We start from the raw sequence: 6,615 nt of genomic DNA, 5'->3' as shown, positions 1-6,615 counted from the left end.
GCCGTTCATGTCGGCCGACAGCCCGGGCTCACCTCAGGTGCCGGGTGAAGAACCGGCCCGCCTCGTCCCCGGCGTAGTGCGGGACGCCGGTGTGCCCGCCCATATTGGCGTGCAATGTCTTCTCCTCGGAGCCGAAGGCGTCGAACAGGTCCAGGGCCATCTGCCGGTCGTTTCCTTCGTCGTCCCATTGCAGCAGAACATGCAGCGGAATGGTGACCTGCCGGGCCTCTTCGAAGATGGTGCGGGGCACATAGCTTCCGGAGAACAGCACGGCGGCCTCGATACGCGGCTCGACCACCGCCAGCCGGGTACCGATGGAGATCAGCCCGCCCGAATACCCGACCGGACCGCGGATACCGGGCAGGGTGAGGACGGCGTCCAGGGTAGCCCGCCATTCGGCCACCGCCGGGTCGAGCAGCGGGAGGACGAGCCGGTCGATGATGTCGTCGGTGACCGGCCCACCTGCCGCCAGGACCCGCCGCAGGTCGGCGACGGCCTGTTCGACCACGACATTCCGGGGTCGAACACCGCTGCCGGGGAGTTCGATGGTGACCGCGGAGTAGCCTCCAGCCACGACGTTCCGAGCCCTGGCCAGCAGTCGCGGGTACACCTTCCGCAGCCCGAGTGGAGGAGGACCGAGCAGGATCAGTGGGGTCGGCGTGGCGGCGGATGCGGGCGTCCACAGGATGCCGGGGATCTCGCCGAGGGTGAATTCGCGTTCGAGGACGCCGTCATCGAAGCGCTGTTCAGCGGTGAATTGCATGGTCGTGCCTTTCGGGAGTGCATGAACGGCGCTCCCGGACGACCCCTATCGCCCGACCGTGACCCCGCAGGGGAGCACCCATGTCGATACTGCGTTCACGGGTACCACCTCCTCGTTCGTGCACGGCCTCCGAAAACGTAGCAGCGGCCGCCGCGGTCCGCCAACAGGTTTTGCCGCGGTTGCGTCGCCAGCGGATGCGCACTGGAAACGATGGGCACAGGTATCGCGGTGCGTGCCTTTACGCACCGGATGCCAGTCGGGCGGGCAGACGGGGGGCCAGTGCCCCGATGACCGCCTCGCGACCGAGGTCGAGTGCGCGGCGGATGACGGTGGCATCGCGGCCGATGCGACCGATGGACGGCGAACCCGCGGGCGGGCGGATCTGGAGCACCGCCGGGTTCGCTGCTATGTCGGATTCCTCGCGCCGTTGGAGTTCGCCGCGGATCAGCCAGGAGTCGACGGTGCCGGGGGCGTGGCGGGACAGGAAGCGGGCGACCGTGCGGGTTTCCAGGCGGGAGGGGGTGGTGGGTGGTTCATCGGCGCGGCGGGTGCGCAGCACCAGCGCGTGGGTCGCGCCTCGAGCGAAGGCCGTTCGCGCCGGGACGGATTCGGAGAGGCCGGCGTCCACGTAGCTGCGGTCGCCGAGGCGGACCGAGCGGCCCGCCAGGATCGGCAGGCAGGTGGTGGCTCGGAGAGCACGTTGCAGGGCGGGCGGGTCGGTGAGATACGGGTGCAGGTCGACGGCCGCGCCGTCGGCGGTGTCGGTGGCTATGGGGTGGAAGGTGATCGGGTTGGCCAGGATCGCGGGGAAATCCATGGGCACGATGTGCGCGTACACCGAGTGCACCAGGAAGCGGGTGTCGACCACCGGTCCGCCACGCAGGGCGCGGGCGGGGGAGATGACGCGGTTGATCACCGTGGGATGCCAGGCGCGCCAGGCGTCGGCCGCGCGCCCGCACAGCAGCCACGCGCCGTTGAGCGCACCGGCCGACGCGCCGTAGACCGCGTCGAAGCAGTCGGTCAGGCCCAGTTCCTCGAGTGCGGTCACCATGCCGTGCGAATACGCGCCGCGCGTGGAACCGCCCTCGATCACCAGGGCCAGCCGGGCGTCGTCGGTGCGCGCCCCGGGACGGCTGCCGTCGCGGTGCCGCTGGGCGATGAGAGCTGCGACGGTCACGGAGACACCCTCCAGGTTTGAGACATTACCTAGCATGTGTAGCACATGGTTGCGCGCAGTAGGCTGCGGCGAATGCGAACCGAACCCGCACGGAAACTCATCGACACGGTGGCCTGGGTGCGCATCGAGCGGGGCCGCATCCTGTGCGCCCGCCCGCGCGGGAAGGACGTCTTCTACATCCCCGGCGGCAAGCGCGAGGGCGCGGAAACCGATCTCCAGACGCTGCTGCGGGAGATCGAGGAGGAGCTGACGGTCGCGCTGCTGCCGGACACCGTCGACCATGTCGGCACCTACGAGGCGGTGCTGCCGGAGGTGGTGGTCCGGATGGCCTGCTATACCGCCGAATACACCGGGACGGTCGCCGCGAGCAGTGAGATCGACGAGATCGCATGGTTCACCTACGCACAGCGCGAGGAGGTGCCTCCGGTGGATCAACTGCTCTTCGACGACCTGGTGCGGTACGGCCTGCTCGCCGCCCGATGACCGAACAATAGAACAGGTTGTCCACACCGACTCATCGGCCTTGGTGGCGACTCTGGTCAGAATCTAGAACATGTTCTACTGTGATGGGGACTACGTACCCGGACAGTGACCAGAGGAGTCCAGCACCCCATGCGTACCGAGATCTGCGACCGGTTGGGCATCGACGTCCCGATCTTCGCCTTCACCCACTGCCGCGACGTGGCCGCCGCGGTCAGCAATGCCGGCGGACTCGGCGTGCTCGGCGCGGTCGGATTCACCGCCGAACAGCTCGAGGTCGAACTCGCCTGGCTGGACGAGCACGTCACCGGCGTCTACGGCGTGGACCTGGTGATCCCGTCCAAGTACGAGGGCAAGGGCGTCGAGGGCCTGAGCCCCGAGGAGCTGGAAGCCAAACTCGCCGAACTGGTTCCGCAGGGCCACCGCGATTTCGCCGAGAAGATCCTCGAGGACCACCAGGTGCCGCACCTGCCCGACGGCGAGCGCCACAACCAGCTGCTCGGCTGGACCGCCACCACGGTCGCCCCGCAGATCGAGGTGATCCTGAAGCACCCCAAGGCCAAACTGGTCGCCAACGCGCTGGGCACCCCGCCCGATGACGTGACCAAGCAGATCCAGGACTCCGGTCGCCTCATCGGCGCGCTGTGCGGTTCGGTCAAGCACGCGCTCAACCACAAGCGCGCCGGACTGGACTTCGTGGTCATGCAGGGCACCGAGGGTGGCGGCCACTGCGGCGAGGTGTCCTCGGTGGTGTTGTGGCCGCAGGTGATCGACGCCATCGGCGATATGCCCGCGCTGGCCGCCGGTGGTATCGCCGACGGCCGCCAGATCGCCGCGGCGCTGGCCATGGGTGCGGCGGGCGCGTGGACCGGATCGCTGTGGCTGACGGTCGAGGAGGCGAATGTGCCGCCCGCCCAGATGCAGACCTACATCGACGCCAGCAGCCACGACACCGTGCGCTCGCGGGCGTGGACCGGCAAGCCGTGCCGCATGCTGCGCAACGACTGGACCGATGCGTGGGAGAACCCGGAGAACCCGGACCCGCTGCCCATGCCGCTGCAGATGATGGTGGCGCTCGACGGCGTCAAACGCGGCCACCGCTACCCGGAGGCCGCCAAGGACGTGAACTTCAATCCGGTCGGCCAGGTGGTCGGCATGATGAACAAGGTCGAGCGCTCCGCCGATGTGGTGCAGCGGCTCATCGCCGAATACCTCGAGGCGTGTGAACGGCTGAACAAGCTCAACAACGCCTGATACGTACCCCAGCGCGCCTCGGACACAGCGAGGCTCGCCGCACCGCCGAGTTCCGCACGGGTGGCACCCATACGGAAGGTGTGGCCAGCACCCTGCCGTCCGAGGCGTTCGCTCGTTACGTTCGATCCGTGTCCACCGTTCACCGCGCCCTGCGGGCCGCCGGCTACGCAGTCGCAGCGCTGCCGATCGCCTTCGCATCGGTCGACCGTCGGGTTCGGCTGACGCGCTGGGCGTTCGGGTCGGCGATCGAGATTCGACCGTCGGGCCCGCGGGCACGGACGCATACCGTGCTGGCCGCGGTGATCGGACTGCTCGCCTGGTTCGTCGCGCTCCCGGCCGCCGTCACGACGGTGCGCGGCTTCGCGTATCCACTCGTGACGAGCGGTGCGTACGGGGATGCGTGGGGTGGGCCCACGCTCGCGGGCGCATGGGCGGTCCACGCCGCGGTGGGTATCGCGCTGCTGCCCGTGTGGGTGGCGCTGCTCGCCGGAATCGGCACCGTGCAACGGCATCTGGCCACGCGCCTGCTCGACCGCGGCGGACCGTGGTGGCCGATTCCGGTGGCGGTGCTGGTGGGTGCGGTCGAGGCAGTCTATCTCCTCGCACTCGCGCAGGAGTGAAACGCCCGATTGCGGGTGTCGCCGGTTTGCTCTCGATCTCGTTGCGCCCCAAGATGTAGACAGCCCGTGTGTCGCCACAGTGTGAGAACCATCTCCGAACCGACCGTGCGGCTTGAAGTTTCGTCAGGTGGATTGCGACGGTGGTCGGAACATGTTGAAGAAGAAGTCGTCGCGCGCGCGGAAACTCATCCTGCCCCTGGCCATTACCGGCCTGCTCGTCCTGCTGGCATTCGTGCTCACCGTGGTGGGTGAGGAACCGGCACCCACCCCGACCGACCCCTCGAGCCGGGTCGCCAAGGCGCGCAGTCAGCTCGACGCCCTGCCGGTGCGGGACTGGGCGTCCAAGAACGGTTACGACCGTGAGAAATTCGGCTCGGCCTGGACCGATGACGTCAGCATCGACGGCGGCGGCAACGGCTGCGACACCCGCAACGACATCCTGGCCCGCGACCTCACCGACGTGAAACTGGACAGCGGCGGCTGCAAGGTGCTCAGCGGCACCCTCGCCGACCCGTACACCGGGCGGACCATCAAGTTCAAGCAGGGCCGCGAGACCAGCGCCGCCGTACAGATCGACCACATCGTCGCATTGAGCAACGCGTGGCTGACCGGCGCGCAGGACATCTCCGCCGAACAGCGGCGCAACCTCGCCAACGACCCGCGCAATCTGATCGCCGTGGACGGCCCCACCAACCAGGGCAAGGGCGACTCCGATGCCTCGCAATGGCTTCCGCCCCGCAAGGACTACCGGTGCACCTACGTGGCGCAGCAGATCGAGGTGAAGGCCGCCTACCGCCTGTGGGTCACCCGCGACGAACGTGACGCCATGGCGCGGGTGCTGGCCACCTGTACGGCGGCCGCCCCCACCGCCACACCGAGCACGACATCGACCGTGCACTACGCCAATTGCGACGAGGTCCGCGCCGCTGGAGCCGCACCGCTGCGCCGGGGCGAACCCGGCTACCGGCCCCAGTTGGACGGCAACGGGGACGGCATCGCCTGCGCGTAGCGGCCGGCGAACACCGCGGATGGGGCCCGTCCGGCCGCCGCGGATCAGTCGCGCAGCGCGCCCCGCAGGGATTCGGCGCGCTGCTTGACCGCGTCGGTCATCCCCGCGAATCCCTGCCGCAGCGCACCGCCCATGATCGCGGTGACCACCGGACTGAGCCACCCGGCGAGGGCGAAGTGGGAATCGTAGCGGCAGCGGTCCGCGTCCAGCGCGGTGACGGTGTGCGAGCGCTCGCTGTGCAGGGTGCCCAACGGCACCGGCTTCATGGTGTAGCTGAATTCCTTTCCCGGCGTGTGGGACCGGATGAACTCCCGCTGGGTGCGCGGACGCGGGCCGATGAGCCGCACGCGCATATCGATGGGCGAGCCGGGCTCCAGCGTCGTCTCACAGCCGAGGACGAAGGGGTTCCACTCGCCGTAGCGGTCCACGTCGGTGAGCACCTGCCAGACCAGTTCGGCGGGTGCGTCGATCTCGACGCTCTTGTCGATCACCAAGGGCATGTCGGAACACTAGCGCACAAACTGGAACATGTTCACCCCGTGGTCGCGGGTCCGGGTCGGGGTGAGGCAGGGCCGCCGTTACGGTGGCCGAGTGGACGCGGTACGCCGGATGCTCGTCATCGCCTATGACGACGCGCAGATTCTCGATATCGCCTGCCCGTGTGGGGCTTGGGATCTGGCGAATCGGTTCGGGGCCGACCCCGGGTACGCGATCGACCTGGTCTCGGTGGGTGGGGGAGCGGTACGGACCTCGGCGGGCATTCCCATGGGCAGCGGCCGACTCGAAGCCGTCGGCGGTGCGATCGACACCCTGATGGTCGTCGGCGGCCCCGGCGCCGATGCGGCCGCCGCGGACGGTCGACTCCTCGATCAGGTGCGGCGGGTGGCGCGCCGGTCGCGACGCATCGCGGCGGTCTGCACGGGGGCATCGCTGTTGGCGGCCGCCGGACTGCTGGATGGGCGGCGGGTGACCACGCACTGGGCCTACGGCGCGGACCTCACCGCCCGCTACCCGGAGGTGGCCGTGGATACCGCACCGCTGTACGTGCGCGACGGCGACGTCTACACCTCCGCCGGAGTGACCAGCGCGCTCGATCTGACACTCTCGCTCATCGCCGACGATCACGGCTCCGCCCTGGCTCGCGCCGTCGCCCGGGAGCTGGTCACCTACGTGCACCGTCCGGCCGATCAGGCACAGCTCAGCATGTACCTCGCCACGCCGCCGACCGAGGACCGGCTGGTCGACGAGCTGATGCGGTACGTGGCGAGCAATCTGGCGCAGGATCTTTCACCGCGCGTGCTGGCGGCGCGCG

General features: G+C 69.2%; 8 protein-coding genes. 5 read left to right on the top strand and 3 right to left on the bottom strand.

Features of this window, described 5'->3' with window-relative positions:
* Positions 1-28: 28 nt before the first annotated feature.
* Together QK444_RS30285 and QK444_RS30280 are read right to left on the bottom strand one after the other, a co-directional pair.
* Positions 29-763: an alpha/beta hydrolase gene (locus QK444_RS30285; RefSeq protein ID WP_282785529.1), complete on the bottom strand. Its 735-nt coding sequence runs from the start codon at positions 761-763 to the stop codon at positions 29-31.
* 238 nt (positions 764-1,001) lie between these two features.
* A complete protein-coding gene (locus QK444_RS30280) occupies positions 1,002-1,940 on the bottom strand; it encodes a patatin family protein (protein WP_282785528.1) in 939 nt (312 codons plus the stop codon).
* 72 nt (positions 1,941-2,012) lie between these two features.
* On the opposite strand from QK444_RS30280, the gene QK444_RS30275 reads away from it, so the two are divergent.
* The 4 genes from QK444_RS30275 (at position 2,013) to QK444_RS30260 (ending at position 5,303) form a co-directional block, all read left to right on the top strand.
* Positions 2,013-2,423 carry an NUDIX domain-containing protein gene (locus QK444_RS30275; RefSeq protein WP_282785527.1) on the top strand — a complete coding sequence of 137 codons (411 nt, stop codon included), beginning with the start codon at positions 2,013-2,015 and terminating at the stop codon, positions 2,421-2,423.
* A 129-nt stretch (positions 2,424-2,552) separates the two neighbouring features.
* The gene (locus QK444_RS30270) at positions 2,553-3,674 is read left to right on the top strand and encodes a nitronate monooxygenase family protein (RefSeq protein WP_282785526.1); all 1,122 of its coding nucleotides are present in this window, start codon (positions 2,553-2,555) and stop codon (positions 3,672-3,674) included.
* Positions 3,675-3,802: 128 nt separating this feature from the next.
* A complete protein-coding gene (locus QK444_RS30265; protein WP_282785525.1) occupies positions 3,803-4,294 on the top strand; it encodes a hypothetical protein in 492 nt (163 codons plus the stop codon).
* Between the two features lie 151 nt (positions 4,295-4,445).
* Positions 4,446-5,303, top strand: a complete 858-nt coding sequence (locus QK444_RS30260) for a DUF1524 domain-containing protein (protein WP_282785524.1) — start codon at positions 4,446-4,448, stop codon at positions 5,301-5,303.
* A 44-nt stretch (positions 5,304-5,347) separates the two neighbouring features.
* Here the strand turns inward: QK444_RS30260 and QK444_RS30255 are convergent, their stop codons facing one another.
* On the bottom strand, positions 5,348-5,803 hold the full coding sequence (locus QK444_RS30255; protein WP_282785523.1) for an SRPBCC domain-containing protein: 456 nt from the start codon (positions 5,801-5,803) through the stop codon (positions 5,348-5,350).
* A 91-nt stretch (positions 5,804-5,894) separates the two neighbouring features.
* On the opposite strand from QK444_RS30255, the gene QK444_RS30250 reads away from it, so the two are divergent.
* The coding region (locus QK444_RS30250; protein WP_282785522.1) for a DJ-1/PfpI family protein at positions 5,895-6,615 on the top strand (721 nt) is incomplete at its 3' end.

This window comes from Nocardia sp. CC201C (genome assembly GCF_030010695.1).
Lineage (GTDB): Bacteria > Actinomycetota > Actinomycetes > Mycobacteriales > Mycobacteriaceae > Nocardia > Nocardia otitidiscaviarum.
Note: the sequence above shows the minus strand (reverse complement) of the source record. Positions and strands in the feature narration are given on the sequence as shown.

Excerpts from the sequence above, each read along its gene's own strand:
- QK444_RS30275 (WP_282785527.1), top strand. The coding sequence starts at position 2,013 with ATGCGAACCGAACCCGCACGGAAACTCATCGACACGGTGGCCTGGGTG.
- QK444_RS30260 (WP_282785524.1), top strand. The coding sequence starts at position 4,446 with ATGTTGAAGAAGAAGTCGTCGCGCGCGCGGAAACTCATCCTGCCCCTG.
- QK444_RS30255 (WP_282785523.1), bottom strand. The coding sequence starts at position 5,803 with ATGCCCTTGGTGATCGACAAGAGCGTCGAGATCGACGCACCCGCCGAA.
- QK444_RS30285 (WP_282785529.1), bottom strand. The coding sequence starts at position 763 with ATGCAATTCACCGCTGAACAGCGCTTCGATGACGGCGTCCTCGAACGC.
- QK444_RS30270 (WP_282785526.1), top strand. The coding sequence starts at position 2,553 with ATGCGTACCGAGATCTGCGACCGGTTGGGCATCGACGTCCCGATCTTC.